Source organism: Qipengyuania sp., assembly GCF_048550555.1.
Lineage (GTDB): Bacteria > Pseudomonadota > Alphaproteobacteria > Sphingomonadales > Sphingomonadaceae > Qipengyuania.
Window position 1 is genome coordinate 23,669 of sequence record NZ_JBLYYF010000045.1, and the last position, 26,653, is coordinate 50,321.

At 66.4% G+C, this 26,653-nt stretch carries 27 protein-coding genes; 9 read left to right on the forward strand and 18 right to left on the reverse strand.

Annotation, left to right across the window (positions count from 1 at the left end):
- Positions 1–4: 4 nt before the first annotated feature.
- The 4 genes from ACN4E0_RS12270 to ACN4E0_RS12285 form a co-directional block, all read right to left on the reverse strand.
- Entirely contained in the window at positions 5–490 is a 486-nt protein-coding gene (locus ACN4E0_RS12270) for a hypothetical protein (RefSeq protein WP_419568228.1), read from the reverse strand.
- A 47-nt stretch (positions 491–537) separates the two neighbouring features.
- Positions 538–783: an accessory factor UbiK family protein gene (locus ACN4E0_RS12275; protein WP_419568229.1), complete on the reverse strand. Its 246-nt coding sequence runs from the start codon at positions 781–783 to the stop codon at positions 538–540.
- Between the two features lie 284 nt (positions 784–1,067).
- Positions 1,068–1,616: a TspO/MBR family protein gene (locus ACN4E0_RS12280; RefSeq protein ID WP_419568231.1), complete on the reverse strand. Its 549-nt coding sequence runs from the start codon at positions 1,614–1,616 to the stop codon at positions 1,068–1,070.
- A gap of 101 nt (positions 1,617–1,717) precedes the next feature.
- Positions 1,718–3,460: an SDR family NAD(P)-dependent oxidoreductase gene (locus ACN4E0_RS12285; RefSeq protein ID WP_419568233.1), complete on the reverse strand. Its 1,743-nt coding sequence runs from the start codon at positions 3,458–3,460 to the stop codon at positions 1,718–1,720.
- Positions 3,461–3,531: 71 nt separating this feature from the next.
- On the opposite strand from ACN4E0_RS12285, the gene ACN4E0_RS12290 reads away from it, so the two are divergent.
- Positions 3,532–4,644 (forward strand): NAD(P)/FAD-dependent oxidoreductase, encoded by a 1,113-nt coding sequence (locus ACN4E0_RS12290; protein WP_419568235.1) that lies wholly within the window; start codon positions 3,532–3,534, stop codon positions 4,642–4,644.
- Here ACN4E0_RS12290 and ACN4E0_RS12295 read toward each other — a convergent pair.
- From ACN4E0_RS12295 to ACN4E0_RS12315, 5 genes are all read right to left on the reverse strand, one after another.
- Complete coding sequence (locus ACN4E0_RS12295; protein WP_419568237.1) at positions 4,641–5,552, reverse strand: LysR family transcriptional regulator; 912 nt, start codon at positions 5,550–5,552, stop codon at positions 4,641–4,643. The two genes, ACN4E0_RS12290 and ACN4E0_RS12295, sit on opposite strands and share 4 nt — an antisense overlap.
- A gap of 393 nt (positions 5,553–5,945) precedes the next feature.
- The gene (gene gorA, locus ACN4E0_RS12300) at positions 5,946–7,298 is read right to left on the reverse strand and encodes a glutathione-disulfide reductase (protein ID WP_419568239.1); all 1,353 of its coding nucleotides are present in this window, start codon (positions 7,296–7,298) and stop codon (positions 5,946–5,948) included.
- A gap of 78 nt (positions 7,299–7,376) precedes the next feature.
- Entirely contained in the window at positions 7,377–8,063 is a 687-nt protein-coding gene (locus ACN4E0_RS12305) for a CDP-alcohol phosphatidyltransferase family protein (protein WP_419568241.1), read from the reverse strand.
- A 74-nt stretch (positions 8,064–8,137) separates the two neighbouring features.
- On the reverse strand, positions 8,138–9,523 hold the full coding sequence (locus ACN4E0_RS12310) for a DEAD/DEAH box helicase (protein ID WP_419568243.1): 1,386 nt from the start codon (positions 9,521–9,523) through the stop codon (positions 8,138–8,140).
- Positions 9,524–9,880: 357 nt separating this feature from the next.
- Positions 9,881–10,033 carry a hypothetical protein gene (locus tag ACN4E0_RS12315; RefSeq protein WP_419568245.1) on the reverse strand — a complete coding sequence of 51 codons (153 nt, stop codon included), beginning with the start codon at positions 10,031–10,033 and terminating at the stop codon, positions 9,881–9,883.
- Between the two features lie 8 nt (positions 10,034–10,041).
- Here ACN4E0_RS12315 and ACN4E0_RS12320 point away from each other — a divergent pair, with 8 nt between their 5' ends.
- From ACN4E0_RS12320 to ACN4E0_RS12330, 3 genes are all read left to right on the forward strand, one after another.
- Positions 10,042–10,215, forward strand: coding sequence for a hypothetical protein (locus ACN4E0_RS12320; protein ID WP_419568247.1), 174 nt, complete (start codon positions 10,042–10,044; stop codon positions 10,213–10,215).
- Between the two features lie 142 nt (positions 10,216–10,357).
- Positions 10,358–10,627 carry a hypothetical protein gene (locus ACN4E0_RS12325; protein WP_419568248.1) on the forward strand — a complete coding sequence of 90 codons (270 nt, stop codon included), beginning with the start codon at positions 10,358–10,360 and terminating at the stop codon, positions 10,625–10,627.
- 84 nt (positions 10,628–10,711) lie between these two features.
- The gene (locus ACN4E0_RS12330; RefSeq protein ID WP_419568250.1) at positions 10,712–11,953 is read left to right on the forward strand and encodes an NRAMP family divalent metal transporter; all 1,242 of its coding nucleotides are present in this window, start codon (positions 10,712–10,714) and stop codon (positions 11,951–11,953) included.
- A 6-nt stretch (positions 11,954–11,959) separates the two neighbouring features.
- On the opposite strand, the gene ACN4E0_RS12335 is transcribed toward ACN4E0_RS12330, so the two are convergent.
- The 5 genes from ACN4E0_RS12335 to pgi form a co-directional block, all read right to left on the reverse strand.
- Positions 11,960–12,364, reverse strand: a complete 405-nt coding sequence (locus ACN4E0_RS12335) for a GtrA family protein (RefSeq protein WP_419568252.1) — start codon at positions 12,362–12,364, stop codon at positions 11,960–11,962.
- Positions 12,365–12,379: 15 nt separating this feature from the next.
- Positions 12,380–13,063: a ferritin-like domain-containing protein gene (locus tag ACN4E0_RS12340; RefSeq protein ID WP_419568254.1), complete on the reverse strand. Its 684-nt coding sequence runs from the start codon at positions 13,061–13,063 to the stop codon at positions 12,380–12,382.
- Positions 13,064–13,141: 78 nt separating this feature from the next.
- Positions 13,142–13,858: a restriction endonuclease gene (locus ACN4E0_RS12345; protein ID WP_419568256.1), complete on the reverse strand. Its 717-nt coding sequence runs from the start codon at positions 13,856–13,858 to the stop codon at positions 13,142–13,144.
- A 77-nt stretch (positions 13,859–13,935) separates the two neighbouring features.
- Positions 13,936–15,300 (reverse strand): sensor histidine kinase, encoded by a 1,365-nt coding sequence (locus tag ACN4E0_RS12350; RefSeq protein ID WP_419568257.1) that lies wholly within the window; start codon positions 15,298–15,300, stop codon positions 13,936–13,938.
- Positions 15,301–15,341: 41 nt separating this feature from the next.
- Positions 15,342–16,904, reverse strand: coding sequence for a glucose-6-phosphate isomerase (gene pgi, locus ACN4E0_RS12355; protein ID WP_419568259.1), 1,563 nt, complete (start codon positions 16,902–16,904; stop codon positions 15,342–15,344).
- A 67-nt stretch (positions 16,905–16,971) separates the two neighbouring features.
- Here pgi and lepB point away from each other — a divergent pair, with 67 nt between their 5' ends.
- The 4 genes from lepB (at position 16,972) to ACN4E0_RS12375 (ending at position 20,824) form a co-directional block, all read left to right on the forward strand.
- Positions 16,972–17,868 (forward strand): signal peptidase I, encoded by an 897-nt coding sequence (lepB, locus tag ACN4E0_RS12360; RefSeq protein ID WP_419568261.1) that lies wholly within the window; start codon positions 16,972–16,974, stop codon positions 17,866–17,868.
- Positions 17,865–18,536, forward strand: coding sequence for a ribonuclease III (gene rnc, locus ACN4E0_RS12365; RefSeq protein ID WP_419568262.1), 672 nt, complete (start codon positions 17,865–17,867; stop codon positions 18,534–18,536). Before lepB ends, rnc begins: the two co-directional genes overlap by 4 nt.
- A gap of 115 nt (positions 18,537–18,651) precedes the next feature.
- Positions 18,652–19,554 (forward strand): GTPase Era, encoded by a 903-nt coding sequence (gene era / locus ACN4E0_RS12370; protein ID WP_419568264.1) that lies wholly within the window; start codon positions 18,652–18,654, stop codon positions 19,552–19,554.
- A gap of 34 nt (positions 19,555–19,588) precedes the next feature.
- Positions 19,589–20,824, forward strand: a complete 1,236-nt coding sequence (locus tag ACN4E0_RS12375; protein WP_419568265.1) for an MgtC/SapB family protein — start codon at positions 19,589–19,591, stop codon at positions 20,822–20,824.
- Positions 20,825–20,908: 84 nt separating this feature from the next.
- On the opposite strand, the gene ACN4E0_RS12380 is transcribed toward ACN4E0_RS12375, so the two are convergent.
- The 4 genes from ACN4E0_RS12380 to plsY form a co-directional block, all read right to left on the reverse strand.
- Positions 20,909–21,091, reverse strand: a complete 183-nt coding sequence (locus tag ACN4E0_RS12380; RefSeq protein ID WP_419568266.1) for a hypothetical protein — start codon at positions 21,089–21,091, stop codon at positions 20,909–20,911.
- Entirely contained in the window at positions 21,091–23,667 is a 2,577-nt protein-coding gene (topA, locus tag ACN4E0_RS12385; RefSeq protein ID WP_419568267.1) for a type I DNA topoisomerase, read from the reverse strand. Before topA ends, ACN4E0_RS12380 begins: the two co-directional genes overlap by 1 nt.
- 292 nt (positions 23,668–23,959) lie before the next feature.
- Positions 23,960–25,069: a DNA-processing protein DprA gene (gene dprA / locus ACN4E0_RS12390; protein ID WP_419568268.1), complete on the reverse strand. Its 1,110-nt coding sequence runs from the start codon at positions 25,067–25,069 to the stop codon at positions 23,960–23,962.
- Complete coding sequence (gene plsY, locus ACN4E0_RS12395; RefSeq protein ID WP_419568269.1) at positions 25,066–25,665, reverse strand: glycerol-3-phosphate 1-O-acyltransferase PlsY; 600 nt, start codon at positions 25,663–25,665, stop codon at positions 25,066–25,068. Before plsY ends, dprA begins: the two co-directional genes overlap by 4 nt.
- Before the next feature lie 111 nt (positions 25,666–25,776).
- Here plsY and murI point away from each other — a divergent pair, with 111 nt between their 5' ends.
- On the forward strand, positions 25,777–26,574 hold the full coding sequence (gene murI / locus ACN4E0_RS12400) for a glutamate racemase (protein ID WP_419568271.1): 798 nt from the start codon (positions 25,777–25,779) through the stop codon (positions 26,572–26,574).
- The last annotated feature ends 79 nt before the right edge of the window (positions 26,575–26,653 follow it).

Consider the following 26,653-nt stretch of genomic DNA (forward strand, 5'->3'; position numbering starts at 1 on the left):
GGCCCTAGCCCTCGGAACAGCGTTGCTGCCAGCGCTTATAGACTTCGACTTCGCTCGACGGCGGCGCGAACATCTCAGTGATACGATCCACCACCAGAATGCGGCTTCGATTGACGAAATTGGCTGAAAGCCGTCCCTTTGTCGTCGCACCAGCTAGCCGCAGACCGAAGCCGCATACTTCGATTTCCTCGACCTCCGGCGATCGAGCAAAGGGAGCGAGGCACTCGCCCTCATCGCATACGAGCGTCGCGCCGTTCACCTCGTGACCGTCAGGGAAGACCGTCCTGAGATCGGAACTGGTGAAGACGTAGCCATGCGGCAGCTGGCGGATAAGACCGAAATATTCTCTGTCGGATCCAAGGACCGCACAAGGATAAGTACTTGATCGACCGAACCCTGAGTGGGTCAGGTTGGGCACTCCAGCTTCGCACGTGGCGACTATCAGACCATCCCTATCGATGACGTACCACGTCACGATCACACTGAGCATTGCCGTAGCGGCAAGGCCCAGCATAATAACCCAGCGAGGCATGGATGCTATTTCAGCTTGGCTTCCAGCGCTGCGACGCGGCCCTTGAGGTCTTCGGCCTCTTCGCGCGCCTTGCTCGCCATCGCCTTGACCGCATCGAATTCCTCGCGGCTGACGAAATCCATCCCGCCGAAGGTCCCCTTGGCGCGTTCGCGCGCGGCATCGCGCGCCTCGCGGGTCATGCCGGCAAGCGTACCGGCCGCCGAATTGGCGAGTTTGACGAAGTCGGCGATCAAAGGGTTCTGGCTTTGCATCCCGGCCAGATGGGCCGGGATGTTTCTTTTGTCTAGCCTCAAGCGCCGGCGGCCGCCTGCGCGGCCTTGGCTATCCTCGCTCATGCGACCTTGCGGTCGCGTTGCTGCGGGCGGGCGGTCGCCCTTGCCTCGCCTACGGCTCGGATGGGTGCGAGACGACTTGATCGCGCGAGGTCCGTCCACCGCCGGTGGACGGCAAGGCCGACTGGCCGCCCGCAGCGGGCGCAGCTTGCTGCGCGTCTAGCGAGGACGAACCCGCGGAGGCGGGTTCGGAACCTAAAAACTCAAATTCTTACCCGCTCGACAGCGCCGTCGGGATTTCCGTCGCCGGCCTGCGGGTTGAGCTGGAGGAACTGGTAGTTGAGCAGCGTCGCGAAGCAGACCCAGGCGAGATAGGGCAGCAGCAGCAGCGCGGCGCCCCGGCGGATGCGCCAGAACAGCGCGATCACGACCAGCAGCGTCACCACGATCAGCCCCAGCAGCACCAGACCCCCGGCGATCTGCTGCGCGCCGAAGAAGACGTAGCTCCACGACAGGTTAAGCGCGAAATGCACCGCGAAGGCCCATAGTGCCGCGGTGCGCCCTCGCGCACCCCAGGCCGCCGCGACGATCGCCACGGCGAAACCGATCATGATGTAGAGCACCGTCCAGACGATCCCGAACCACTTGGGCTCGGGAAAGATGGCGGGCTTTTCGAGGCTGGCGAACCACGCGGTGTTGGCGCTGCCGAGCTGGCCGGCGAGGAAGCCGAGCAGCACCACCAGCGGGACGGTGAACAGCGCCCAACGAATGAAACTTGCGCGCAGCTGCCCGCGCGACGCCAGCATGTTCATGTCGATTTCCCGTCAACGATTCGTTTCATGCGCCTTTTGGCGAGGCCTGTGCGCAGTGGCAATGCGACAGGACGAAATCGTGCCACGACGGGTCGCCGTGATCAAAACCGCAGCATCACCTTGCGCGCCAGCGCGGGCGAGGCCGAATGGACCGCCTTCAGCACCTTGACCATGCCGACATTGGCCTCGCCGTGGCCCTTCTCGAGCGCGCGGACGATCTGCCGCGCGCATTCCGCCGGCGGCATCTTCTTGTTCGTCCGCCCGGCGGTCATCTGCGTGTCGACCACCGGCGGCAGTGCCTCGATCACCGTGATATTGGTGTCGGCCAGCTGCGCGCGGATGGCCTGGGTGTAGCTGCGGAGCGCCGCCTTGGTCGCGCAATAGACCGGCCCACCCGCGCGCGGTGCGATGGCAAGGCCGCTGGTGACATTGACGATCGCCGCCTCGGGCCGCTCCTTCAGGCGCGGGACCAGCGCGGTGATCAGCCGGATCGGCGTGTTGAGATTGGCATAGATGCAATCGTCTGCCGCGTCCGGATCGGGCACTTCCTCGCGAAAATCGTGATCGACCCCCTGCCCGGCGTTGTTGACCAGCACGTCAAGCGAGCGGTCGCCCAGCGCCTGCAAGATACGCTCCGACCCCAGCGGCGAATGCAAATCGGCCTCGATCGCCTCGAAGCCAGCCGCGCGCATCGCCTCCAGCCGCTTGAGCGAGCGGCCCGTGACGACCACCTCCGCGCCCTTGGCCTTGAGCTGGTGCGCCATCTGTTCGCCGATACCTGCCGTGCCTCCGGTGAGGAGCACACGCTTGCCGTTCATGTCCATCAGGCTTTCACGATTCCTTTTTGCCACGAGGCTGCGAACGGTATCCTCGAGCGTCTGTTCCGCCGGGATGAAGCTGAAGCCGAGCACTTCCTCGGTATGCTTGCCCGAGACATCGCGCACATTGCTGAGCTCGCCCTTGATCTGCTTCATCTCGTCCATGAATAGCGCCAGAAGCTTGACCAGCCAGTCGGGCATCGGCCGCCTGGGGACCCTGCCCGCATGCTCGGGCACGCGCTGGCGGACGATCTCGGCCATCTCGCGCAACCAGAGGAATTTTTCCGAGGTCGGGAAGCGTTCGCCGCGGACCGTCTCGGCCGGCGCCTCGATCGCGCGGACATGCGCCTCGGCCACGTCGCGCACATCGGTGACGCAAATGCCCATGTCGGGGATCAGCGGGATCGAACCGTCGACGATCTTCTTCACCAGCTCGACGCTGGTCGACATGTCGTCGTCATAGACCGGGCCGAACACCGCGACCGGATTGACCGAGCAAAAGGTCATGGTCGGCGCATGGACCGCCACCCAGTCGCGCGCGGCGCGCTCGGCCACCGTCTTGCTTTCGATATAGGGCGGCACGCCTGCGGTGAGATTGGTCCAGTCGAGATGGGTGAAATTGTCCTTCTCGGGCTGGCCGTAGGCGATGGCTGCCGCACTGCTGGTCTGGACGAAACGGTCGATCCCCGCCTCGTGCGCAAACTTGAGCGCGCGGAGCGTACCTTCGCGCGCGGGGACTACCAGCTCGTCCTTGTCCTTGGGCACGCCGATGGGGAATGGCGAGGCGACATGCGCCACCGCGTCGCATCCGGCATTGGCCTCCGCCCAGCCGGCATCGCTCATCAGATCGGCCTGGAAGATCTTGAGCCGGTCGCCCGCATCGGCCCAGCGCGCGCGCAGTTTCCGCTCGCTCTTGGCCTTGTTCCTGACGGTGGTGTGGACGCTGTAGCCCTTGGCCAGCAGCTGGTCGATCACCTCGCCGCCGATATAGCCGGTGCCGCCGGTTACCAGTACTGTGCCTGCCATGGCCTCGCTCCCCCTGTCTTTTGTCAGGCGGGAGGTTAGGAGGATTGGTTGCATCAAGCAACGGAGCGCGCATGAAGCAGGTCGATTTCCTCGTGATGGGTGCCGGGATCGCCGGATTGTCGGCGGCGGCACGGCTGGCGCGGCATGGCGAGACGCTGGTGTGCGAGGCGGAACCCGCGCCCGGCGTGCACTCCTCGGGCCGCAGCGCCGCCTTCGCCCATTTCGACATGGATGCCCCGCTGGTGCGCGCGCTGACCGCGGCGAGCCTGCCACTGCTCGAGGAACCGGGTGCGCGGGTGCATCCCGCGCTGTTCGTGGCGCTCGAGGGTCAGCAGGCCGAGCTCGACCGGCTCGAGACCCAGTACCGCCAATGGGCCCCGCAGGTGGAGCGGCTATCGGTGGAAGAGGCGCTGCAGCGCGTGCCCATTCTGCGCGCGGACGAAGGCGGAATCGTTTGCGCACTGCTCGACCCGGGCGGCCGCACGCTCGATGCGCACGCGCTACTCGAGGGGCACCGCAAGGCGCTGATCGCAGCCGGCGGAACGCTTGCCACCAGTGCCCCGGTCAATTCCTTGCGGCACGACGGCACATGCTGGATCGTCGAGACCCCGAGCGCCAGCTATGCCGCGCGCATTGTCGTCAACGCCGCCGGGGCGTGGGTCGATGCGGTCGCGGCACTCGCGGGAGTGACGTCCATCGGCATCCGCCCGCTGCGCCGCACCGTTATCACCTTCGATATACCGATGGACGTCTCCGCCTGGCCCTTCACCAAGACCGTCGGCCCGGGCTTTTACATCGAGCCCGAGGGCAGCACCCGGCTGCTCGCCAGCCCGATGGACGAAGGCGCAAGCGAACCCGGCGACGTGCAGCCCGAGGAAGAGGATATCGCGCTCGCCGCTTGGCGGGTCGAGCAGGCGACCACGCTGTCGATCCCGCGCCTCGCGAGCAAATGGGCGGGCCTCAGAAGCTTCGCGCCCGACCGGCTTCCCGTGGCGGGCTTCGACCCGCAGGCGCCGGGCTTCTTCTGGCTCGCCGGGCAAGGCGGCTTCGGACTCCAGACCTCGCCCGCCATGGCGCTGGCAGTCGAGGCGCTGGCGACACGCGGCGCATGGCCGGAAGAGCTGCGCGCGGTGGGCGTCTCCGCCGATATGCTGGCGGTGGAACGGGTGCGTACCGCCGGCTAGGCGGCCTGCACGGTCGCGAGATGCACGGGGCGCTGCGCGATCGTCCGCTGGATCTGCTCGACCACGCGGTCAATCACCGCGCGGACATGCGGCTGGCGCCGCGCCTCGTCGGTGGTGACCATCCAGCCGGGCGTGGTCAGCTCGTCGATCGGCGGGAGCAGGCGGACAAGGCTGGGCACGGCATCGGCCATCATGCAGGGCAGGATCGCCGCACCCAGCCCCGAGCGGACGCTGGCGATGATGCTCGACATCGAGCTGGCGCGATGGGCGATCTCGGCATCGGGGACATGCTCGGCGAACCAGCGATTGGTCACGCTGTTGGCGTCGGTCGAGGCGATCAGCGGATAGCGCGCGAGGTCGACCACCTCCTCGGGCATCCCCAGCCGCTCGACCATCTCGACGGTCGCGTAGCAGCCTTCGAGCATGTCGACGAGGTGACGCGCGATCAGCGAATCCTGCTCCGGCCGGGGGCCGAAGCGGACCGCCACATCGGCCTCGCCGCGCAGCAGGTCGACATAGTGCTCGCTCGTCAGCAGCTCGACGCGGATCTCGGGATGCTCGGCGCGCAGCAGGCCGATGGCCGGGATGACCCAGGCATTGGCGGCGGATTCGACGGTCGAGAGCCGGACCGTGCCCGACAGCCGTCGCGATTCCGCCGCGATGCCGTCGCTGAACGAGAGGATCGCGGCTTCGACGCCTTCGGCCGAAGCCAGAACCGACCGCCCGCGCTCGGTGAGTTCGTAGCCCGAGGGCTTGCGGATGAAGAGCGAGACCTCGACCTCTTCCTCGAGCGCCGTGATCCGGCGCGAGACGGTCGACTGGCTGACCCTGAGCTGTTTCGACGCGGCGAGCGTGCTGCCGGTCCGCGCCACCGCGAGGAAATATCGTAGGTCGTTCCAGTCGAACATCGCCGTTCTCCGCCTGCCGGCTGTTATGCAATTATGCATAACGACCACGCAAGAGCAGTGTTAGCGCGGCCGCGTGCCCAAGCGTATCAAGAATGCACGACGATGGAATGCTCCACCGCCCGATTGGAAACCGAACACCAGGAGTTACGCCATGACCATCACCAACACGTCCGCCTTCGTCGCAGCCGCCTTCGTGTCGCTGCTGACCATTTCGGTCGCTGCCTCGACCTCGCCGCTGGCTTTTCTCGCAGCCTGATCGAAAGCCGCACCGGCGATCCCGCCCCCCGAAGGAAAGCTTGGCTTTCCCACTCTCCCCCCTGGCCCCCGACAGTCCGACTGGCGGGGGCCTGTTGTATCGCCGGAAGACTCCCGGTTGCCGGAAGCGGCGGCGGGTTACCGCATCAGCACCAGCTCTTCGGCCATGGTCGGGTGGATCGCGGTGGTGGCGTCGAAATCGGCCTTGGTCAGTCCCGCCTTCACCGCGATCGCGGCGGCCTGCATCATTTCGGGTGCCTCGGGCGCGATCATGTGGATGCCGACGATCTTCCCGCTATCGCCATCGCAGACCATCTTCATCAGACTGCGTTCGTTGCGCCCGGCGAGCACGTTCTTCATCGGGCGGAAGTCCGACAGATAGACCTTAACGCTGCCGAGCTTGTTCTTGGCCTCGCCCTCGGTCATGCCGACAGCCGCGATCGGTGGGTGGCTGAATACGGCGCTCGGGATGCAGCTGTGGTCGACCGCGACCGGATCGTGCCCGCCGAACACGCTGTCGGCGAAAGCCTGGCCCTCGCGGATCGCGACCGGGGTCAGCTGCACGCGGTCGGTCACGTCGCCGACGGCGTAGATGTGATCGACATTCGTCTTGGAGAGACGGTCGACCTTGACCTCGCCGCCCTTGCCCAGCTCGACGCCCGCCTTGTCGAGCCCCAGCCCTTCGGTGTTCGGAAGGCGGCCCACCGCGAACATCACGAGATCGGCCTTCTCCTCGTCGCAATCGGACAACTTCACGAAATAGCCGCCCTCGTCGCATGGCTTGATGTATTCGAAGGTGGTGTTGAAGCGGAACTTGATCCCCTTCGTCGTGCTGATCTGGAGGAGCCGGTCGCGGACCGCCTCGTCGTAGCTGCGCAGCAGCCGGTCGCCGCGGTTGACGACATGGACGTCGCAGCCGAATTCGTTGAAGATGCCGGCGAATTCATTGGCGATGTAGCCGCCGCCGGCGATGATGATCTTCTTCGGCAACTCGTCGAGATGGAACGCCTCGTTGGAACTGATCGCGTGTTCCGCGCCCTGGCATTCGGGCATGCGCGGGCGCGCTCCGGTGGCGATCAGGATATATCTGGCGGTGACGACCTTGCCGCTCGCCAGCGTGATCTCGTGCGGGCCGGTAATCTCGGCGCGCTCGTGGAAGATGGTGACCTCGTGGTTCTCGAGCGTTTCGGTGTAGGCGCCCTCGAGCCGATCGACATCGGCCAGCACATTGTCGCGCAGGACCTTCCAGTCGAATTTCTTGCCTTCGATCTCCCAGCCGAATTTCTGGCAGTCTTCCAGGTCCTCGGCGAAATGCGCGCCGTAGACGAGCATCTTCTTGGGCACGCAACCGCGGATCACGCAGGTCCCGCCCACGCGGTGTTCCTCGGCGATCGCGACCTTCGCGCCATGCGCCGCCGATACACGGCTGGCGCGTACTCCGCCGGAGCCTGCACCGATGGTGAAAAGGTCGAAATCGTAACTCTCGGACATGCAGCGGCTCCCTTTGCGCAGGCGTGCGATATGGCCCGCCATACGCATTCGGCAAGTCGCGAGTTACAGGCGGAGCGATTAGTTGAGCGGCGGTTCTTCCACCGCCAGCCGCCGGGCGACCTGCAATGTCTGGATGACGAACAGCGCGATGAGCAGCAGGCCGACCCCGCCGACGAAGAGATCGAACCCGTTCAGCCCCCAGGCGATCGGATGCTCGCGCCCGACCGCATACATGGTCAGTGTCAGCGCGATGAGCAGCAACCGCAGCTCGGTGGGGCCGGCATTGAGGTAGGACAGCCGCAATTCGCCCAGCACGCGCACCGAGAGGAAGGCGTGGATCGACATCAGCAGGTAGCCGGCCAGCGCCACCAGCGCCACTTCGAGCTGGACGTAGGGGCTGAACCCGATCCCCGCGACCAGCAGCGTGGTCGCCAGCCCGTCGCAGCTGTGATCGAGGAAATAACCGTATCGCGGCCGTTCGATCTTGCGAAAGCGCGCGAGGCTGCCGTCGAGCGAGTCGCCGAACCAGTGGACCACGTATCCGGCCACCGAGAGCCACAGCCAGTCGCGCTCGGCATTGCTGCCCACATAGCCGGTGAAGACCATCAGGGCGCCGAGCATGCCGAAGGCGGTGAGCATGTCTGGCGACACGCGACGCGGCAGGCGCGCGCACAGCCAGTTCAGGGCGCGGCGTTCAACCCGCGCGACGAGATTTTCCTGAATGCGGTCGATCGGGGTGATCTTGGGCTTGAAAGCCGGCTCCATCGATGGTGCTCCAGGCAGGGCGACCTGAGCGCGATCATGCGCCCAGGTCGAAAAGGTGTCCAGCCGTCCGCGGCTCAACCCGGACGATGCGCGCCCGACCGGCGACGGCGGTTGCCCCCACCTCCGGGACGCTTGCCCTGCGGCCGCCCGCCCGCCGGGGCTCCGTCGCGCTTGGGTGCGCCGGCGCGGTTCGGATGCTTGTTCTTGGGCTTGGGCTTGCGCGCCGCGGCATCGCCGGTGGGGCGCACCCTGGGCCGCGCCAGCTTGGGCTTCTGCTCGCGCTTGGTCGGGCCCACGCCCTCGACCACGGCGCGGAAATTGTCGGGCAGCGGCAGGCGCTCGAATTCCGCATCGGTCTTCTTGCGGATGTCCTTCAAGTAATCGCGCTCATCCTCGGCGCAGAAGGCGATGGCGATGCCGTCCTTGCCCGCGCGCGCGGTACGGCCGATGCGGTGGACGTACTGCTCGGGCACGTTGGGCAGTTCGTAATTGATCACGTGGCTGACGCCCGGGATGTCGATCCCGCGTGCGGCGACGTCGGTCGCGATCAGGATCGGGGTCTTGGCGCTGCGGAACTCGCCGAGCGCGCGTTCGCGCTGCGGCTGGCTCTTGTTGCCGTGGATGGCATTGGCCGGAATGCCGCTCTGGCTGAGCTTCTTCACGATCCGGTCGCAGCCGTGCTTGGTGCGCGCGAAGATCAGGACGCGTTCGAACCTGCCGGGGACGCGGTGGCGCTCGGACAGGATCATCTCGAGCAGCGTCTGCTTTTCGTCCTGCTGCACCATGAAGAGGTACTGGTCGATCCGTTCGGCGGTGGTGCTTTCGGGCGTGACCGAGACCTTGATCGGGTTGCGGCAGTACTTGCCGACCAGTTCCTGGATCTGCTTGGGCATGGTCGCGCTGAAGAACAGCGTCTGGCGGTCGTCGGGCACGAGCTGGCTGATCCGGCGCAGCGCGTGGATAAAGCCCAGGTCGAGCATCTGGTCGGCCTCGTCGAGCACGAGCACCTCGACCTTGTCGAGGGTGAAGGCCTTCTGGTCGATCAGGTCGAGCAGGCGGCCCGGCGTGGCAACGAGGATGTCGGTGCCGCGATGGAGCTTGTTGCGGTCCTTGTTAACCGAGGTCCCGCCGACGATCGACTGCACCTTGAGACCGGCGAGCGCGCCGTAATCCTTGGCGCTCTGGGCGATCTGCCCGGCGAGTTCGCGCGTCGGGGCGAGCACCAGCATGCGGCACGATTTGAACGGGGTCTGCCGGTCGGCGTCGCGCAGCCGGTCGATCGACGGCAGCATGAAGGCGGCGGTCTTGCCGGTGCCGGTCTGCGCGATACCCATGAGGTCGCGCCCTTCGAGTACGGGCGGGATCGCCTGTGCCTGGATCGGCGTGGGTTCGTTATAGCCCTTGAGATCGAGGGCCTGGAGGACGGGCTGCGACAGCCCGAGGTCTGAAAACTGTGTCATGTAAACTCGCATTCGTGATGCGGCGCGCCGACAGTTCCTGGGCGGAATCCGGGCGCGGTCGCGGGGTTGAATAACCACCCGCGTGAAAAGGGAAGTCTGGGAAAAGGACCGAGGCGCGGCCGGGGCGATGGATGTATGCCGATCGCCGCTTCACGCTGGCTAGCGCGCTTCGATGGGCCCATGTGGACGCATGTTGCGCAAAAGTCAATCGAAGTGTGTGCAACTGCAAAAATCCTTGCGGCAAAGGCACTTTTGGCCTACCCAAACTTCCATTGCAGGCCGAGCTACGCGACCCTGCGACTGAGAGACCGAACGTGCTCCCCGCAATATGGAGCACAGGCCTTGGACCTCAACCAGCTACTCTACCACCACCAGCTTGCGCTCCTGCGCGTCAGCCGTCGGCTGCCCGATGATCGTGACGAACCATCCCTCGTCGATCACTATGCGCGCCGCATCCGGGACCGCCTGGCTACGGACGAGGCTGCGCTGAACCCGATAATCTGGTCGCACACCGTCCAATGACCGAGCGATATCTCGTCGCCGCAGCCCTGATTGTCATGCTCGTGATTGTCGGAGCGATCATAACCTGGGGGACCATTCGCAACAGCCGTGCGAAGAGCTGGAGCGGGCGCGAGCGAGCCTTTCGCCGCGCCGAAAAGCGCGCGCACGATGCCAGGGGTGCGAAGCCGTGATCGGCATCGGAAGCCGCCACCCGGTGCGAATGGGGACCGCGCTGCGCTGCGCTCATACGGCGAAACTGTGCGCGATGCCCCGTCCCGGCGACCTGACAGCCGCTCCGGTGGCGATCGGGTCGGTGAGGCCCCGGGTGCAGCGATGACCGGCGAAAGTAGCGACGAAGACGAACGCGGCACACCGGCACCCCGGCGAAGGACCGCCCGCCAGAGCCACCGCATGCCGCCCGACCAGGGCAAGAGGCAGGGCGCCATCGCGGCGCTTGCCTATGTCGAGCTGGGGGGACGCGACGCCGCGATGCAGTTCCTCAACACCTTCGATCGCGTGATCGATGCACGACCGCTCGACCTGGCTTCTGCCAGCGAGGAGGGGTTCGCGACGGTCGTAGCGCTTCTCGCAGCCCGGTCCTGATTCACCCCCCGGTCGCGACACCGGGATGGACAAGCGATCCCCCCGGTAGCATCGAGGGGCGTCGAACCGGGGGGATGCGATGCGATGACCAAGTCAATACTTCGCCGACTGGCGGGACCGGGGCTGATCTTCACCGGTGCGGCGATCGGCACCTCGCACCTCGTCCAGTCGACCCGCGCGGGCGCGATGTTCGGAGTCGCGCTGGTGGGCGTGATCCTCCTCGCCAACCTGCTCAAATACCCGGCCTATCGCTTCGGTATCGACTATGCCCAGGTCCGCCGCCGCTCGCTGCTGTCGGGCTATCGCGAACTGGGCGTCTGGGCGGTCTGGCTGTTCCTGATCGCGGTGATCCCGCTGGTGCCGATCGTCTATGCCGCGCTGGGCGCGGCGACGGCGGGGATCTTCGCGACGATATTCGGGCCGCTGCTGCCGATGCCGGTCATGGCCGCGCTGGTGATCGCACTGGCGTCGCTGCTGCTGCTCGTGGGCGGATACCGCCTGCTCGACCGGGTCAACGGCGTGCTGCTGGCCTTTCTCGTGATCTCGACCGTCCTCACCACGCTGATGGTCCTGCCGCGCGTCGAATGGGGGACGCTGACCGACATTTCCTGGACCGGCCAGACCAAGGCGCTGCTGTTCATCGTCGCGCTGGCCGGCTTCATGCCCAATCCGGTCGACGTCTCGGTGGCGCTCTCGCTGTGGAAGGTCGAGGCCGACCGTAGCCTGCCCGAAGGCGCGCACCCGTCGATCGGCGAAGCACGCTCGAGCTTCCTGTGGCCCTATGTGATGACCGCGCTGATGGCGGTGTGCTTCTGCATCATGGGCGCGGGCGTGATGCATGCACAGCACATCGCCCCCCTGCCCGACGCCCCCGGCTTCGCGGGGCAGCTGGTCGATCTCTACCGTGAGGCGCTGGGGCCTACCGCTGCCGCGCTCGCCGCGGTGGCCGCGCTTTCGGTGATGCTGACCACGGTGATCGCCGCGATCGATGCCTATGCCCGCACCCTGCCCGCCGCGATGGAAGTATTGCGCGGCGGCGACAACGAGACCGGGACGCGGGCGGAGTATGTCGCGAGTTGCCTCGTGCTCGCTGCGCTGGCGATGTTGGTGCTGTACACACTGATGCGCGACTTCACCACTTTCCTCGACTTCGTGACCAGCGCGACCTTCGTTGTCGCGCCGCTGCTCGCGCTGCTCAACTATCTCGTGGTGACGCGCTGCGCCATGCCCGAGGACGCCCACCCGAGCACCGCAATGAAGGCGCTGAGCCTGACCGGCGTGGCGGTGATGGGCGCGCTGGCGGTGATGTATTTCGTGCTGGTCTGAGCCGCGTCAGACCTGGCGGAAGTTCATCGTGGCATTGAGCGCGAAGACCGCCAGCCCTGCGAAGACCGAGACCACCACCCGCGCCACGAGGTAGTTCATCGGGGTGAACTCGGTCAGCACCCAGAACAGCCCGACCGTCACCGCGAGGCCGACCATGGCGTTGACCAGGAACAGCGCATAGCCGGTCGCGACATGGCGCTCCGATCCGGCGAATATCCACGTGCGCCCGAATACGTAATGGATCGAATTGGCGATGAGGAAGCTGAGTGCCGTGGCGAGAACGGGATCGACGCCCACCCGCTCGACCAGCCCCCACAATACCCCCAGCCCGACAAGGAAGACCCCGGTGCTGACCACGGTGTTGCGCAGCAGCATGCCGCCGACGCGGCGCCTGAAGAAGCGAGCGATCATGGCAACTGGCGCGGCCTAGGCGGCGACCAGGCCCTTCGGTGCGGGGTGCGGATTGTCCTCGCCCGCATCGCGCCATTCGGTCAGCCGCGGCGCGCCGAACCACAGGAACAGCAGCGGCAGCTTGATGAACAGCAGTTCCGAATGGATCAGCCGGTCGATCCACTGCTCGCGACGGTTGGGCATACGCCGCTGGTTCTCGGCGAGCCACTTGTCATAGGGCAGGAAATGGTCGGGCTCGTCGACATGGACCACCTCGAAGATGCGGTGGAGTGCCTTGTCCTGCCTGACGATCGGATGCGCGAGCAGGATGTCGACCTGCTTCAGCCCGCGCTTCTCGGTCAGCGAGATGACCCGGCAGAGGCGTTCGAACAGATCGTCGCTGGCGATGATCGCGTCGGTATCGAGGCTGTCGATGGTGCAGCCGAAGGTGATCTCGATGAAGCGGTCGATATGGCCGAACATGCGGTCGAGCGCGATCGGCATCGTCCCTCGCAGCTCGAACCAGCGCTTGAACATGGTGTAGTGCTTGCGCTCGTCGGCGCGATGCTTCTCGACCGCGGCGATCAGTTCGGTCGCCTCGGGATGCTTGGCGCGCACCGCCTCGAGCACCCGGTCGAGCGCGGTATAGCCGCGATGCTCGTTATAGATGTAGATCGACCCCAGGAGGTCGAGATAGCGACGCGCGAACCACTGCTTCATGGCTGGAGTTTAACATGGATGCGGGGGATGGGTCACGGGAATACCGGCAACGCGCGTGATCTTCCGGTCGTCGCGACATTATTGTAACCTAAATTCGGGATGCGCATCTATAGCTTGTGCGATGAGAACCTCTGCCTCTTCGACTTCAGGTTCGAGCGCTTCGAAGAGCGCTTGCGGACTAAGGAATGAGATCCAAGGTAGACCAAGATACATCGCGTCCACATGGTCGATGGTGATTGGGAACGCGCCTCGCATCGCGCGCCCCAAGATACCAATTGCACCTTCAAGAATTTGTCCCCTATTCCTAACGGTTGGATCGTAATCACCTCGCAAGCCGAACTTTATTCTAGTGCCCTTTGGAATTTCCCAATATTGGTCTTTCGCTCTCACGCAGCGGTCAAAAATTTCGGTCAGCCTATAGCGGAACACATCTTGCGCCGCTTGAGCTTTTAGATGCGCTATCGAAGCTAATTGAACATTCGTTAGCGCCGCAGCTTCGCCGGCGCCTTTTTGAAACCCTGCTTCACAGAGAATTATCCCTCGGTCAGCCCCCAAATCCTGCACTATCTCGCGAAGGCCAAATACGTGAAGTTGGTTTACTGCCGTCTTCCAGTGCTTGCACTCCACGATCCAACGAACCTCGAACCCAGCCATTTCCTGAGTGACTAACACATCGACATCGCTTGTAGTGCGTGCACCTTGAAGCCGAACGTCGGTTTCAGCCTCCAAGCCGATTGAGCGAAAGAAATCAGCAGCTTCTTCCTGATATTCTTGCCAAGATTTCAGCCTATTCACTCCATACTCGTGGCCGGCCGCAAGGCATCTGTGCTCACGCCGAATTCCTCATCGCTCTGTGGTGACTCTGCCCATCGCTAACCCAGCACCACGCCATCCGCCGGGGCGCTGACGGTCCACACGACGCCGTCGGGTTCGGGGCGCCATTCGACCGTGCCGCGCAGCGCCATCTGTGGATTGCGGGCGATGATGACCGAGCCGAAACCGGTCCGTGTGGGGGGCTCGACCGGGGGGCCGCCGCTCTCTTGCCATTCCATCCGGAAGACGGCCTCGGCCCCCTTGCCCTCGACCGACCAGCTCACCGCAACCTGGCCTTCGGGAACCGATAATGCGCCGTATTTCATGGCGTTGGTCGCCAGTTCGTGGATCGCGAGGCCGAGCGCTTCCGCGGGGCGCGGCTGGAGCCGCAACCCGTCGGGCCCGCTCAGCTCGATACGGCCATCCGCCAGCCCGCCGACATGGCTCACCTGCGAGACGACGAGATCGCGCAGGAGAACCCCGCTCCAGTTCTGGTCGCTCAGCAAATCGTGGTTCGCCGACAGCGCCTCGATCCGCCGGTCGAGCGCGGCAACCATGTCGCCGTCGGCCCCGCGCATCGTCTGGCGGACGATCGCCTGGATGGTGGCGAGGATGTTGCGCGCGCGGTGGTTGACCTCGTCCATCAGCAGGCGGATGCGCTCGTTCGATTCCCGCTGCTCGGTGATGTCGGTGTTGGTGCCGCACCACAGCACGACATTGCCGGCATCGTCCTTGAGCGCGCTGGCGCGCGAGAGGAACCAGCGAAACTCGCCGTCGGTGCCGCGCAAGGGGAAAGTGTCCTCCCAATCCTCACCCGTGTCCCACGCCTGCTGGATACGCTCGACCACGCGGTCGACATGGTCGGGGTGGTGGACCGCCTTCCAGCCCCAGCCCTGCATATCCTCGAGCGTGGTGCCGGTGTAATCGTACCAGCGCTGGTTGTACCAGTAGATCCAGCCCTCGCTGTCGGCCATCCAGGCGAGCTGCGGAATGTTCTGCGCCAGCGCCTCGAACTGCCGCTGCGATTCGCGCAATTCGCGCCGCAGATCGGTCATCTCGCGCAGGTCGTTGGCGATCTTGGAGGCGCCGACGACCTTGCCGTCGGCATCGCGGATCGGCGACACGGTGATCGCCAGCGGGATCGCCGTGCCGTCCCTGTGCAGACGGAGGGTCTCGAACTTGGGGACGATCTCGCCCGCGCGAATGCGAGCGAGGATCGCGTCCTCTTCGGCCTGGCGGTCCTCGGGGATCACCCGGCGGATCGATCGGCCGACCATTTCCGCGGCGGTCCAGCCGAACAGGCGCTCGGCCGCGGCATTCCAGCTGCGCACCACGCCATCAAGATCCTTCGAGACGATCGCATCGCTCGAATGCTGCACGATTGCAGCGAGTTGCGCGTCACTGCTGGCCCGATCCCTGTCCATGCGTATCGACTAGCACGGTGTCGCGCGAGGGAAAACGATTCCTAGCCGAGCCCGGCAGCGGCGAGCAGCGCTTCGGTGCTGGCGTCGAATTCCTCGCCGCCCTGCTCGATCGCCCTGGCCATCTGCTTGCCCAGCTCGACGCCGAACTGGTCGAAGGGATTGATCCCCATCAGCACGGCATTGGCGAAGGTGCGGTGTTCGTGGAAGGCGATCAGCGCGCCGAGCGCGGCGGCGTCGAGATCGTCGCACAGGATTGTCGCCGACGGCCGGTCGCCCGGATAGTTGCGTGCCGGATCCTCGCCCTTCTTGCCCGCCATCAGCGCGGCGCCCTGTGCGAAGCAGTTCATCAGCAGGATGCGGTGATGCGCGGGATCGAGTTCGTCGCCCGGCGCCACGCTGGCGATGAAATCGACCGGCACCAGATGCGTGCCCTGGTGGAGCAGCTGGAACACCGCATGCTGCGCATCGGTGCCCACCCCGCCCCAGGTGATCGGCGCGGTCGGGCCATCGACCGGCTGCATGTCGGCGGTCACGCGCTTGCCGTTCGATTCCATCTCGAGCTGCTGGAGGTAGTCGGGGAACAGGCCGAGCCGCTCGTCATAGGCGAACACCGCGCGGGTCTGGCAGCCGCGCACGCGGGTGTAGTAGAGATCGGCGAAGGCCGCGCGAAGGACCAGGTTGGCGGCCCCGTCGGTGTCGCGGAAATGTTCGTCGACGGCCTTCGCGCCGGCGAGGAAAGCGCGGAAATCCTCCATCCCCACCGCCATGGCGATGGGGAAGCCGATCGAGGACCAGATCGAATAGCGCCCGCCGACGCTTTCCTGGAACGGCAGGATGCGCGTCTCGTCGACGCCCCATTCGACAGCGCCCTCGGGGTTGGCGGTCAGCGCGATCACCCGTCCGCCCGGATCGGCGACGCCGTTGTCGCGCAGCCATTTGAGCGCGCTCTCGGCATTGGTCATGGTCTCGATGGTGGTGAAGGTCTTGCTCGCCACCGCGATCAGCGTCTTGGCCGGATCGCATTTCGCGAAAGCGGCTTCCAGCGCGACGCCGTCGATGTTCGAGACGACATGGACGTCGCAATAGCTGAGGTCGCGGCTCAGCGCGTCGACCCCGAGCGCCGGGCCCAGCGCGCTGCCGCCGATGCCGATGTGGATGAGGTGCTCGACCTCGCCCAGCGCGCCCTGGTGGATCGCCTCGACCAGCATGCCCATGCGGTCGATCAGCGCCATCGCCTCCTCGACCTTCGCCTCGTCGCCCGTGCCGCGCAGCGTGGCATGGTCGGCGGCGCGACCCTCGGTCGGGTTGACCACCTCGCCGCCGAACAGCCTGGCGCGCATGCCGGTGAAATCCATCGCTTCGGCGAGGTCCTCGAAGGCGGCGATCACCGCGCTATCGAGATGCGTCTTCGACCAGTCGAAAAGGATTCCGCCGCCGCCGCTCTCCCCGGGAAGGTCGATCCGGCCCGAGAGCATTGCCACGCGGTCCGCACCGCCCGGCTCGTCGGCCCCCTCGCCGCCATCGCGCGCGGCGCTGAACAATTCGCCCAGCGTCGGGCGCGGCAGGGCTTCGAGCTTGTCCCAGATCGCGGCGGCTACGGTCATCGTTCAAAAATCCTTTCGGTTGATGAGGTGCGCGACTAGGGAACTCGGCGATGATTGAGAACCCCGCATGACAGAGCAAGCGCTGGACGGATCCGCGCCCGAAACCCAGGCGGCCGAACCCGAAGACAAGGAAACGCTGGGCAGTTTCCTGTGGTTCGTGGTCAAGCTGGTGATCGCGGTACTGATATTCCGCAGTTTCATGTTCTCGCCCTTCACCATTCCCAGCGAATCGATGCTGCCCAATCTGCGCAACGGCGACTACCTCGTCGCGGCCAAATGGCCCTACGGCTTTTCGCGCTATTCGCTCCCCGGCGAGCCTGACCTGTTCGAGGGGCGGATATTCGCCAGCCTGCCAGAGCGCGGCGACGTGGCGATCTTCAAGCATCCGGTGACCGGCGCCGATTACGTCAAGCGCGTGATCGGGCTGCCCGGTGACACGGTCGCGGTCAAGGACGGCGTGGTGATGCTCAATGGCGAGCCCCTCCAGCGTCAGGACGCGGGCTATGCCGACATCCCGATGAGCGCCAACACCGGCTGCCGTCGCGACGGCGGCGAAGTGGTGGACGGCACCATCTGCCGCTACCACCGCTTCCGCGAGACGCTGCCTTCGGGCAAGAGCTACATGACGCTCGATTTCGGCACGGTCGGCCCGCGCTTCCTCGGCGACGGAAAGGGCGGCATCGCCCTCGGCAGGGACGGCCGCCCGCTGAGGATCGATCCGGACAACACCGCCCCCGTCGTGGTGCCCGAAGGGAAGCTGTTCATGATGGGCGACAATCGCGACAATTCGATGGACAGCCGCTATCCGGCCGTGCCCGACGGCGGCGTCGGCCTGGTCGACGCGGACCTGCTGATCGGGCGCGCCAGCATGGTGCTGTGGTCGACCGACGGCAGCCTCGAATGGATCAAGCCGTGGACCTGGTTCACCTCCGCGCGCTGGGACCGGATCGCGAGCGACATATGACCGCGCTGAAGCCCGAAACACGCATATGGCTCGACGAGACCGGCTTCACGGTCAAGGACGAGGCGCTGTGGTTCGCCGCGCTGACCCATGGCAGCATGGGCGAGAAGCGGGATTACGAGCGGCTCGAGTTCCTCGGCGACCGCGTGCTCGGCCTGACCATCGCCGACTGGCTCTATGCCCAGAGCGATGCACCCGAGGGCAAGCTCGCCCAGCGCCTCAATGCAATCGTCAGCCGCGCCATGTGCGCGCAGGTGGCGCGCGGCATCGGCCTGCCACCGCATGTCCGCATCTCCAAGCAGGCGAGCAGCGACGGCGGGCGCGACAGCGACAACATCCTCGGCGATGTGATGGAAAGCCTGCTGGGTGCGCAGTTCCTCGACAACGGATTTCCGGCTTCGCAGGAGCTCGTCAGGCTGCTGTGGCGCCCGGCGCTGGAAAGCGGCGCGGGCAAGTCGAAACATCCCAAGAGCGCGCTGCAGGAATGGGCCGCGGGCAACCAGCGCCGCCCGCCCGAATACGAGCTGATCGACCGCTCGGGCCCCGACCACGCGGCACGCTTCACCGTCCGGGTGACAGTCCACAAGGTCGGCGAGGCCGTGGGCACGGCGAACAGCAAACAGGAAGCGGAAAAGGAAGCGGCGCGCGAATTCATGGAGAAATACGGGTGAATACCTCACGAGCAACCACATCCCCCTCCCGCAAGCGGGAGGGGTCAGGGGTGGGCCTGTCACGGCCGCTGCCCCTCGCCCACCCCCGGCCCCTCCCGCAAGCGGGAGGGGGGCAATGACCCGCTGCGGCGTCGTCGCCGTCCTCGGCGCCCCCAATGCGGGCAAGAGCACGCTGGTCAACCAGCTGGTCGGGCAGAAGGTGGCGATCACCAGCGCCAAGGCGCAGACCACGCGGGCCCGGATGATGGGCATCGCGCTGCACCATGGCGATGATGCCGAAACGCAGATGATCCTGGTCGATACGCCGGGCATATTCGCGCCCAAGCGGCGGCTCGACCGCGCGATGGTGAGCGCGGCCTGGGAAGGCGCCGAGGCCGCCGACGCGGTGCTGCTGCTTGTCGACCCGGTCAAGCAGCGTCGCCACGAACTCGAACCGCTGATCGAGCAGATCGCGCAGCGCCCGGAACGCAAGATCCTGGTGCTCAACAAGGTCGACGTTGCCAAGAAGGAACCGCTGCTCGCGCTGGCGCAGGAATTGTCGGGCAAGGTCGAATTCGCCGAAATCTACTTCGTCTCCGCGCTGACCGGCGACGGCGTGCCCGAGATGAAGATCGCGCTCGCGGAGATGATGCCCGAGGGCCCTTGGATGTATCCCGAGGACCAGGTCTCCGACGCCAGCGAACGCTTGCTCGCGACGGAGATCACGCGCGAACAGCTCTATCGCCAGCTGCACGAGGAACTGCCCTACGATAGCGCGGTGCGGCCCGAGAAATACGTCGAGCGGCAGGACGGCAGCCTCGAAATCCACCAGCAGATCGTGGTCATGCGCGACAACCAGCGCGCGATCGTGCTCGGCAAGGGCGGCAGCCGGATCAAGGCGATCGGCGAGGCGGCGCGCAAGGAGCTGTCCGACATGCTCGGCCAGAAGGTCCACCTGTTCCTCCACGTGAAGACCGACGAGCGCTGGAGCGAGGACAAGGAAATGTTCGAGGAAATGGGGCTCGACTGGAAGAGCTGATGCGGAGGCGGCGATAATCGGCGACGGGCAGGCCTTGCTCCATCTCGGGGCGGCGCTCGCCGTGGGCCTGATGATGGGCATCGAGCGCGGCTGGAACCTGCGCGAAGAGGAACCCGGATCGCGCGTCGCCGGAATCCGCACCTTCACGCTGCTGGGCCTCGGCGCCGGGCTTTCAGGCCTGCTTGGGGCGAGCGGCTTCGCGGTGGTATCGGGGCTGCTGGTCGCCGCGACCGCAACTGTCGTGGCGATTGGCTATGCGCGCTCGGTCGGTGACAGCGGCAGGCCCGATGCGACCAGCGCGGTCGCCGCCATGGTTACGCTGGGGCTCGGCTTCCTCGCGGGCGTCGGCCAACCCGCGCTGGCGGTGGCCGGGGCGGCGGTGACCGTCCTCATCCTCGCGCTGCGGACCGAGATGCATAGCTGGGTCGGCGCGCTCGACGAGGCCGACATCAAGGCCTTCGCACGCTACGCCGTCATCGCGCTGGCGGTGTACCCTTTCCTGCCCGAGGGCCGCTACGGCCCGTACGATGCGTGGGAGCCGCGCACGCTGTGGCTGGTGGTGATCGTGGTCACCGGCTTTTCCTTCGCCGGCTATGTCGCCAACCGCGTGTTCGGTGCGCGGCGCGGAACCATCGCCACCGCCGTGATCGGCGGCGCCTACAGCTCGACCGCGGTGACCTATTCCTTCGCGCAGAAGCTCGGCGCGAGCGAAGGCGGCGGTGCTGAAAATGCGGGGATCGCGCTGGCGACGGCGGTGATGTACCTGCGCGTCATCGTGCTGGTCGCCCTGCTCGCAACGCGGTTGCTGGTGCCCTTCGTGGTGGTCGTCGCGCCTGCGTTGGTAGCCGGCTTCGCAGTCGCCTGGTGGCTCTATCGCAAGGCGCCGTCAGGGGGCGATGCGGCTCCGCCGGGCAATCCCATCGCGCTACTGCCCGCCTTCACCTTCGTCGCCTTCGTCGCCATTGCCGCGGTGGTGGCGCGCTGGGCCGAAGGCAGCTTCGGCGAGCAGGGCATCGCGGTGCTGCTGCTGGTGATGGGCACGATGGATGTCGATGCGGCAATCGTCACCGCCGGGGGACTCGACCCCGCCGCCATCGCCGCCCCCCTTGCCGCGCTGGCAATCGCCGGCACGATCCTCGCCAATATGGCGGTGAAGCTGGGCGTGACGCTCGCCTATGGTCGGCGAGAGGCGCGCCCCGCGGCGCTGGCGCTGGCGGCGAGCATGGCGGTGCTGGGGGTGAGCCTCGTAGCGGGGTATCTGCGGTTGTGAGCGGCGCATGACCGCCGACTAGCCTCCCCGCTTTGCTGCAGGACAAGGCGGAAGAGGCAGCGCACACCGCCGACGGGGGGCGCCCTACCGCTTCTTCGCGATACCGATCTTGTTCTTCTTGGCGAAGTCCTTGGTCGATTCCTCGCTGCGGTTCAGCGCCTTGGCGATTTCCTTGAGTCCCTTGCCCTTGGCGGCGAGCGTGCGGAGCTGGCCCGCTTCCTCGCCGGTCCAGGGCTGCTTGTGGCGCTCGAAACGGTCCTTGGCCATCAGCCCGCGGCCTTCTTCGCTGCGGGCTTCTTCGCCGGGGCCTTCTTCTTCGCAGCAGGCTTCTTCTTGGCGGGGGCCTTCTTCTTCGGCGCCGCCTTCTTCTTTTTCGCCGGCCCCTTGGCGGCGCGCGCATCGATCAGTTCGATCGCCTGCGCCTCGGTGACGTCTTCGGGCTTCACATCCTTAGGGATCGTCGCATTGGTGGTGCCATCGGTGACATAGGGGCCGTAGCGGCCGGGCATGACCTTGATCTCGCCGCCGCTGGTCGGGTGCTCGCCGAGCGTCTTGATCGGTTCGGCCTTGCCGCGCCCACCGCTCTTGCGGTTGGCGGCCTGCGCGAGAATATCGACCGCGCGGTTCATCCCCACCTCGAACACCTCGCGCGTGCTCTGCAATTTGCCGTATTTGCCATCGTGCCGCAGGTACGGTCCGTAGCGGCCTATCGCAGCTTCGATTTCCTGGCCGGTCTCGGGATGCGTGCCGACGATCCGCGGCAGGGCGAGCAGCTTCAACGCCCATTCGAGATCGAAATCGTCGAGGTCCTTGGGAATGCTCGCGCGCTTGGCCTCCTTGCCCTCGCCGAGCTGGACATAGGGGCCGAAGCGGCCGCTCTTGCGTTCGACCGGCAGGCCGGTTTCCGGATCCTCGCCCATCACGCCGTCATCGGCGCTCTCGTCGCCATCGGCGCCGCCGGGTTTGGCGAACTGGCGGGTGAACTTGCATTCGGGGTAATTGGCACAGGCGACGAAAGCGCCGTAGCGGCCGCCGCGCAGGGCGAGCCGGCCACCCTCGCGCCCCTCGCTTTCGCACAGCGGGCAATGGCGCGGGTCCTTGCCGTCGGCGCGTTCGGGGAAGAGATAGTCGGAAAGGAAATCGTCGAGCACTTCGGTCACTTCCGAAGGCTTCTTGTCCATCACCTCTTCGGTCTTGGGCTTGAAGTCGCGCCAGAAGGCCTCGAGCAGCTTTTTCCAGTCCTCCTTGCCGTCGGAGACCACGTCGAGCTCGTCCTCGAGCCCGGCGGTGTAGTCGAAGGCGACATATTGCGGGAAGAAGCGTTCGAGGAAGGCGGTCAGCAGGCGCCCGCTTTCTTCGGCGAAGAAGCGGTTCTTTTCCATCCGCACATAGGCGCGGTCGCGCAGCGTCTGGATCGTGCTGGCATAGGTCGAGGGGCGGCCGATGCCGAGTTCCTCGAGCCGCTTGACCAGACTCGCCTCGGAAAAGCGCGGCGGCGGCTGGGTGAAGTGCTGGTTGGCCTCGACCCCGCGCTTGAGCGGTGCATCGCCCTTGCTGATCGTCGGCAACAGGCCTTCCTCGTCGTCCTCGGCATCGTCGCGGCCTTCCTGGTAGACCGCGAGGAAACCCGGGTATTTCACCACCTGGCCGGTGGCCCGCAGCTCGTGCCGGCCGGTCGGATCGCGCAGCGTCACCGTGGTGCGTTCGAGGCTGGCGGCAGCCATCTGGCTCGCCATGGCGCGCTTGAAGACGAGATCGTAGAGCTTGCCCTCGTCGCCCGAGCCGGCGCGGTCGCGGTTGAAGTCGGTCGGGCGAATCGCCTCGTGCGCTTCCTGGGCGTTCTTCGCCTTGGTCTTGTACATGCGCGGGGAATCGGGGAGCGCGTGGCCGCCGTAGCGATCGGCCACCGCCTTGCGGCAGGCGGCGATGGCGCTGCCGTCCATGCTCACCCCGTCGGTCCGCATGTAGGTAATCGCGCCCGCCTCGTAGAGCGACTGCGCCAGCCGCATCGTGTGGCTGGCCGAGAAGCCCAATTTGCGCGCGGCCTCCTGCTGCAACGTCGAGGTGGTGAACGGCGGCGCGGGATTGCGCTTGAACGGCTTGGTCTCGACCTCCTCGACGGTGAAGTTGGCGCCTTCGACCGCGGCCTTGGCGGCCAGGGCGCTGCCCTCGTTGCCCAGCGTCAGCTTCTCCAGCTTGCTGCCGTCATACTTGACCAGCCGCGCGTCGAACTCGGTCCCGTCATGCTGCAGCTTCGCGATCACCGACCAGTATTCGTCGGCGCGGAAATGCTCGATCTCGATCTCGCGGTCGACGATCAGCCGCAGCGCGACCGACTGCACGCGGCCCGCGCTCTTCGCGCCGGGCAGGCGGCGCCACAGCACGGGGCTGAGCGTGAAGCCATAGAGATAGTCGAGCGCGCGGCGCGCGAGATAGGCGTCGATCAGATCCTGGTCGAGCTCTCGCGGCGCCTTCATGGCGTCGGTCACCGCCTGCTTGGTGATCGCGTTGAAGGTGACGCGCTCGACATCCTTGGGCAGCGCCTTGCGCTTCTGCAGCAGTTCGCGGACGTGCCACGAAATCGCCTCGCCTTCGCGATCGGGGTCGGTGGCGAGGATCAGGCGGTCGGCCTTCTTGGCGTTGTCGGCGATCTCCTTGAAGCGGCTCTGCTTGTCGCGATAGAGTTCCCAGTCCATCGCGAAGCCCTCGTCCGGGCGCACGCTGCCGTCCTTGGGCGGCAGGTCGCGGACATGGCCGTAGCTGGCGAGGACCTTGAAGTCCTTGCCGAGGTATTTCTCGATGGTTTTCGCCTTGGCCGGCGATTCGACGATGACCAGTTGCATGATGGTTCGGGCAGTCCCTTACGTGTGTACGTGCGTATACGCGCGAAAATGGGGACCGGGTCCGAAGACCGTCAAGCGCCAAAATCGGAACGGGCCGCCCGTATAGGAGGTACGGAGGCGGCCCGTCGCGAGCGCCGTTGGGGGGTGCCCGCTTTCCGATCTGGTGAACGGAAACGCGCCGAGTCGACCGCTTCCGGGCGACGAACATATGACAGAAACGACAGGCGCGCTTGCAGATTTGCGCCAATTTTACCGCACTTCGACGCACCCAGTGAGGACACGGTGGCCAGCTTCAGCCGGTCAAGCTGACACGCCCTCCTGCATGCCGCTCAAGCCTGCCCGCGACCTCGAGTTCGAGGAGCGCCAGTTGCACTGCGCTGGCACTGTCGCCCGACTGGCGGATGAGTTCGTCGACCGCGACGGGGGCAGTGGTGAGCAGGCCGGCGATGTCGGCGGGCTCGGCATCGGCCAGTTCGCCCGGTTCGAAATCGAACGCCGGCGCACTCTCGCGAAAGGTCGAGCGGGGCCGACCGTCGAAACCCGAGAGCAGTTCGGCCACGTCCCCGGGCGACTGCACGAGCACCGCGCCCTCGCGGATCAGGTGGTTGCAACCGTGGCTGCGCGGCTCGAGCGGGCTGCCGGGTATCGCCATGACCTCGCGCCCCGCCTCCCCCGCCAGCCGGGCGGTGATAAGGCTGCCCGACTTGACCGCCGCCTCGACCACAAGCGTGCCCGCGGCGAGCCCGGCGATGATGCGGTTGCGGCTGGGAAAGTGGCTGCCGCGCGGCTCGGTGCCCGGCGGCTGTTCGGCGAGCAACAGACCTTCCTCCGAGATCCGTTCCTGCAGCGTGGCATGCTGCGGCGGATAGGCAATGTCGATCCCGCTGGCGATGACCCCGACGGTGGCAGGAAAGGCGCCCTCATGCGCCGCACCGTCGATCCCGCGCGCGAGGCCCGAGACGACCGCGAAGCCCGCCTCGGCGAGGCCCGCCGCGAAATCGCGCGCCAGCTTGACCGCCGCCGCGCTCGCGTTCCGCGCGCCGACCATGGCGACGCAGGGCTTTTCCGCCAGCGCGAGATCGCCGCGCCAGGTCAGGATCGGAGGCGCGCTTTCGAGCGCGGCGAGCAGCGCGGGATAGCCCTTCTGGTCGTGGAACAGATATTTCGCGCCTGCCCTGCGCACCGCCTCCACTTCGCGTTCGATCGCATCGGCGGGGCAGGCGCGGTAGCGCCGCCCTCCCCGCGCCGAGAGCTCGGGCAGCGCGGCGAGCCCCTCGATCGCGCTGCCGAAACGCTGCAGCAGCATGGCATAGCTGACCGGCCCGACATGGGGCGAGCGCAGCAGGCGGATGCGGGCGAAGGCCTCGTCCTGCGACAGCGCGGGCGAGCCCGCGTCGCTCACTCCCCAGATGTGCCCTTGTTGCCGCCGACCCGGGGCTCCTCGCCCTTCATCAGCCGCGCGATATTGGCGCGGTGGAGATAGATGACCAACAGCGCGATCGCGGCGAGGACGGGGAAGAACTGGGGGTAGCCGAACAGCGGCGCGGCAGCCGCCGCCGCGACCACCGCGGCCATTCCGGCGAGCGAGGAAATGCGGAAGATCGCCAGCACGCTCAGCCAGACGAAGGCGTAGGCCAGCCCGACCGGCCAGGCGAGGCCGAAGGAAACGCCGGCATTGGTGGCGACGCCCTTGCCGCCCTTGAAGCCGAGCCAGACCGGGAAGCAATGCCCGATCACCGCGGCGCCGGCGGCGAAGGCTTGTCCGACCTCGCCCCACAGCTGGCCGGCGATGACCACCGGCACGAGACCCTTCACCAGGTCGAGCAGCAGCGTGGCCGCGGCGAGCCCCTTGTTGCCGGTGCGCAGAACATTGGTCGCGCCGATATTGCCCGAACCGATCTTGCGCACGTCGCCCATGCCCGCGGCACGGGTCAGCAGCAGGCCGAAAGGGATCGAGCCGATCGCGTAGCCGAGCAGGGCTGCCAAAACTTCGTTCACGCAAATCTCCGGTCCTGCGCGGGGCGGCCCGTGCCGCGCCCTTCCGCCTTGAACACGCTCTAAAAGCTAGTACGGCCCTTCGACAAGCTCAGGCCGCACGGAAAATCCACTTTGGACGCATCCTCCTCCCCCATCCTGCTGTTCGATTCGGGCGTCGGCGGGCTCACCGTGCTGGGCGAACTGCGCAAGCTGCTGCCCGACGCCCCGGTCATCTATGCCGCCGACATGGCCGGCCTGCCCTATGGCGCGAAGAGCGAGGCCGAAGTGGCCGCGCGCGTCGCCGGCCTCCTCGGTCGCATGGCCGAACGCTACCAGCCGCGGCTGATCTGCATCGCCTGCAACACCGCCAGCACGATCGCGCTCGGCATGGTGCGCGACGTGCTCGAAACGCCGATCGTCGGCACCGTGCCCGCGATCAAGCCCGCTGCGGCGATGACCCGAACGGGCGTCTTCGGCCTGCTCGGTACCGAGGCGACGATGCGGCAGAAATACGTCGACGACCTCGAGCATGAATTCGCGGTCGGCAAGCGGCTGCTGCGCCACGGCACCAACGGGCTCGTTCCGCTCGCCGAGGCCAAGCTGCGCGGAGAAAGCGTGCGGGTAGAGGACGTTGCCGAAGCCGCCAAGGGGCTGGTGCTGCAGCTGCACGGGCGCGAGATCGACACGATCGTGCTCGCCTGCACCCACTTCCCGCTGCTCGAGGACGAACTTCGCGAAGCCTTTGGCAAGGAAGTCGCCTTCGTCCATGGCGCGGAAGGCATCGCGCGGCGGATCGCACATCTGACGCAAGGCCAGGCTTTCGAACGCAGCGCGCCCGACTTCGCGATAACCACCGGGGCGATCGAGGATTTCCGCCGCCTCGTCCCCGCCTTCGAAGCCTATGGGATCGGCGAATTGCGCGCCTTCTGAGCTGCGAATGGCTCGCAAAGATCGCAGTGGCGATTTGCAACCGTTTGGACTAGGGCGTGGTCCATTGGACAGCCGCGGA

Coding starts and splice junctions, on each gene's coding strand:
- ACN4E0_RS12270 (WP_419568228.1), bottom strand. CDS start 490: ATGCTCAGTGTGATCGTGACGTGGTACGTCATCGATAGGGATGGTCTG.
- ACN4E0_RS12275 (WP_419568229.1), bottom strand. CDS start 783: ATGCAAAGCCAGAACCCTTTGATCGCCGACTTCGTCAAACTCGCCAAT.
- ACN4E0_RS12280 (WP_419568231.1), bottom strand. CDS start 1,616: ATGAACATGCTGGCGTCGCGCGGGCAGCTGCGCGCAAGTTTCATTCGT.
- ACN4E0_RS12285 (WP_419568233.1), bottom strand. CDS start 3,460: ATGGCAGGCACAGTACTGGTAACCGGCGGCACCGGCTATATCGGCGGC.
- ACN4E0_RS12290 (WP_419568235.1), top strand. CDS start 3,532: ATGAAGCAGGTCGATTTCCTCGTGATGGGTGCCGGGATCGCCGGATTG.
- ACN4E0_RS12295 (WP_419568237.1), bottom strand. CDS start 5,552: ATGTTCGACTGGAACGACCTACGATATTTCCTCGCGGTGGCGCGGACC.
- gorA (WP_419568239.1), bottom strand. CDS start 7,298: ATGTCCGAGAGTTACGATTTCGACCTTTTCACCATCGGTGCAGGCTCC.
- ACN4E0_RS12305 (WP_419568241.1), bottom strand. CDS start 8,063: ATGGAGCCGGCTTTCAAGCCCAAGATCACCCCGATCGACCGCATTCAG.
- ACN4E0_RS12310 (WP_419568243.1), bottom strand. CDS start 9,523: ATGACACAGTTTTCAGACCTCGGGCTGTCGCAGCCCGTCCTCCAGGCC.
- ACN4E0_RS12320 (WP_419568247.1), top strand. CDS start 10,042: ATGACCGAGCGATATCTCGTCGCCGCAGCCCTGATTGTCATGCTCGTG.
- ACN4E0_RS12325 (WP_419568248.1), top strand. CDS start 10,358: ATGACCGGCGAAAGTAGCGACGAAGACGAACGCGGCACACCGGCACCC.
- ACN4E0_RS12330 (WP_419568250.1), top strand. CDS start 10,712: ATGACCAAGTCAATACTTCGCCGACTGGCGGGACCGGGGCTGATCTTC.
- ACN4E0_RS12335 (WP_419568252.1), bottom strand. CDS start 12,364: ATGATCGCTCGCTTCTTCAGGCGCCGCGTCGGCGGCATGCTGCTGCGC.
- ACN4E0_RS12340 (WP_419568254.1), bottom strand. CDS start 13,063: ATGAAGCAGTGGTTCGCGCGTCGCTATCTCGACCTCCTGGGGTCGATC.
- ACN4E0_RS12350 (WP_419568257.1), bottom strand. CDS start 15,300: ATGGACAGGGATCGGGCCAGCAGTGACGCGCAACTCGCTGCAATCGTG.
- pgi (WP_419568259.1), bottom strand. CDS start 16,904: ATGACCGTAGCCGCCGCGATCTGGGACAAGCTCGAAGCCCTGCCGCGC.
- lepB (WP_419568261.1), top strand. CDS start 16,972: ATGACAGAGCAAGCGCTGGACGGATCCGCGCCCGAAACCCAGGCGGCC.
- rnc (WP_419568262.1), top strand. CDS start 17,865: ATGACCGCGCTGAAGCCCGAAACACGCATATGGCTCGACGAGACCGGC.
- era (WP_419568264.1), top strand. CDS start 18,652: ATGACCCGCTGCGGCGTCGTCGCCGTCCTCGGCGCCCCCAATGCGGGC.
- ACN4E0_RS12380 (WP_419568266.1), bottom strand. CDS start 21,091: ATGGCCAAGGACCGTTTCGAGCGCCACAAGCAGCCCTGGACCGGCGAG.
- topA (WP_419568267.1), bottom strand. CDS start 23,667: ATGCAACTGGTCATCGTCGAATCGCCGGCCAAGGCGAAAACCATCGAG.